Here is a 2496-nt window from a genome sequence, read left to right on the forward strand (position 1 = left end):
ATCAAGCACTCGGTCGACGTGGTCGGCGAGAGCGTCGGCGGGCCGACCCGGCCCCCGCGCGGGCCGCTGACGGAGGCGCAGCCGCAGGCGATCCGCCGCGACACCGAGCGGGCCCTCGCCGCCGGCGCGCGCCTGGCCGCGCCCGCGCGCCCGTGACGGCCGGTCGCTCCCGATGACCGTCGTCCGCAAAATCGCGGCGGTCGACTCGCACACGGAGGGCATGCCGACCCGGGTGGTCACGGCCGGGATCGAGCCGATCCCGGGCGCCACCATGAACGAGCGCCGCCTCTGGTTCATCGCGCACCTGGACCACCTGCGCCACTTCCTGATGGACGAGCCGCGGGGCCACCCGGCGATGAGCGGCGCGATCCTGCAGCCGCCGACCCGCGCCGACTGCGACTGGGGCGTCGTCTACATCGAGGTGTCCGGCTGCCTGCCGATGTGCGGCCACGGCACCATCGGCGTCGCCACCGTGCTCGTGGAGGAACGGCTCGTGGAGGTGGTCGAGCCGGTGACGACGATCCGGCTGGACACCCCGGCCGGGCTCGTGATCGCCTCCGTCGCCGTCTCCGACGGCCGTGCGGAGGCGGTGACGATCGAGAACGTGCCGAGCTGGACCGACCGGCTCGACGCGCGGGTCGACGTGCCGGGCCTCGGCGAGGTGCCCTACAGCCTCGCGTTCGGCGGCAACTTCTACGCCCTGGTGGATCTCGACGCGGTCGGCCTGCCCTTCGACCGCGCCCGGCAGCGCGACATCGTCGAGGCGGGCCTCAGGATCATGGCGGCGGTGAACGAGGCGGATCGGCCGCACCACCCCGAGATCGAGGGCGTGGACCACTGCCACCACGTCGAGCTCATCGCCCCGGGCTCCACCGCCCTGCACTCCCGGCACGCGATGGCGATCCACCCCGGGTGGTTCGACCGCTCCCCCTGCGGCACCGGTACCTCGGCGCGCATGGCCGAGCTGCACAGCCGGGGCGCGCTGGCGCTCGGCGCCGAGTTCGTCAACGAGTCGTTCATCGGCAGCCGCTTCACCGGACGGCTCGTCGCGGAGACGACCGTCGCAGGGCGCCCGGCGGTCGTGCCGACCATCACCGGTCGGGCCTGGATCACGGGCCGCGCCGAGTACGTGCTGGACGATCGCGACCCCTTCCCCGCGGGCTTCGTCTTCTGACTGTGAGGATCGCCGTGGCGGCCTGATCGTGTTGGGCTGTTGCCGGTGGCGCCGAGTGTGACCCTTCTTCTGACTGGCTTCGTGCCTTTCACGCGACTTGTCCGCTCGGTGCTGCCGGCCCCGGCCTGAGCCGGAGTGACTGGCCTGATCAGGAGCTTGACCGTCGAGCGTGACAGCGCTCGACGTGTCCCGTCACAGTCCCGCCGCTTCTCCGACCCGGACCGGAACCCGCGTCCCGTCCATGGCAAGGAGAAGAACGCATGACCAGTCTGACCGAACTCGTCGAAGTCGTCATCGGCGTCGACACCCACGTGGACACCCACACCGCCGCGGTGGTGCACGCCGGCACTGGCGCAGCGGTCGCCGAACTGACGGTCGAGGCGACCGCGGTCGGTTACGCCGAGCTGGTCGCGTTCGCGGACGAGCTCTCCGGCCTGCGGGCCTGGGCGATCGAGGGCACCGGCATCCACGGCGCAGGCCTCACCCGGCACCTCGAGCAGGCCGGGGAGGTCGTCATCGAGCTGGATCGGCCCGAGCGGGTCCAGCGCCGCAACGGGGCGAAGTCCGACCCGCTGGACGCCGTCCGCGCCGCCCGCGAGGCGCTTGCTCGGCCACGTTTCGGCACCCCGCGGGCTGCAGGCGACCGGCAGGCGCTGTCGGTGCTGCTGGCTGCCCGCCGCTCCGCGGTCGAGTCCGGCACTGACGCGCAGCGGCAGGTGTTCAGCCTCGTCATCGCCGCACCCGAATCCCTCCGGTCCAGGTTCCGGGGCCAGAAGATCCCGGCGATGCTCCGCACCGCCGCGGCGCTTCGCCTGCACCCGTCCTGGGACCTGGAGACCCGCACCACCGTCACGGTCCTGCGGACCCTCGCCCGCCGCGCTCTCAGCCTCGCTGACGAGGCCGGCGCCCACGAGAAGGCGATCCTGACGATCGTCCGGACCATGCGGCCCGACCTGCTCGAGGAGAAGGGCGTCGGCCCGATCGTCGCCGCGACGGTGCTCTGCGCCTGGTCCCACCCCGGCCGGATCCACTCCGAGGCCGCCTTCGCGATGCTCACCGGCGTCGCCCCGATCCCCGCCAGCAGCGGCAAGACCACCGGCCGCCACCGACTCAACCGCCACGGCGATCGGCAGCTCAACCGCGCCCTGCATGTCGTCGCACTATCCCGACTGCGATACGAGGAACGCACCCGGGCCTACGCCGACCGCTCCACCGCGCAGGGCCGCTCCCGCCGCGAGACCATCCGCTGCCTCAAGCGCTACATCGCCCGCGACCTCTACCGCCTCCTCGAACACCCCGCTTGACATCCATAGGAGCGTCGC

2 protein-coding genes are annotated in these 2496 nt (G+C 72.7%); both read left to right on the forward strand.

Annotated features, from left to right (window positions below; all coding sequences use genetic code 11):
* Nucleotides 1–172 precede the first annotated feature (172 nt).
* A complete protein-coding gene (locus ACFFCN_RS18625) occupies nt 173–1174 on the forward strand; it encodes a proline racemase family protein (RefSeq protein ID WP_375494106.1) in 1002 nt (333 codons plus the stop codon).
* A gap of 260 nt (nt 1175–1434) precedes the next feature.
* Entirely contained in the window at nt 1435–2478 is a 1044-nt protein-coding gene (locus ACFFCN_RS18630; protein WP_375494108.1) for an IS110 family transposase, read from the forward strand.
* The last annotated feature ends 18 nt before the right edge of the window (nt 2479–2496 follow it).

The organism is uncultured Jatrophihabitans sp. (assembly GCF_964246335.1).
In the GTDB taxonomy this organism is placed as follows: domain Bacteria; phylum Actinomycetota; class Actinomycetes; order Mycobacteriales; family Jatrophihabitantaceae; genus Jatrophihabitans.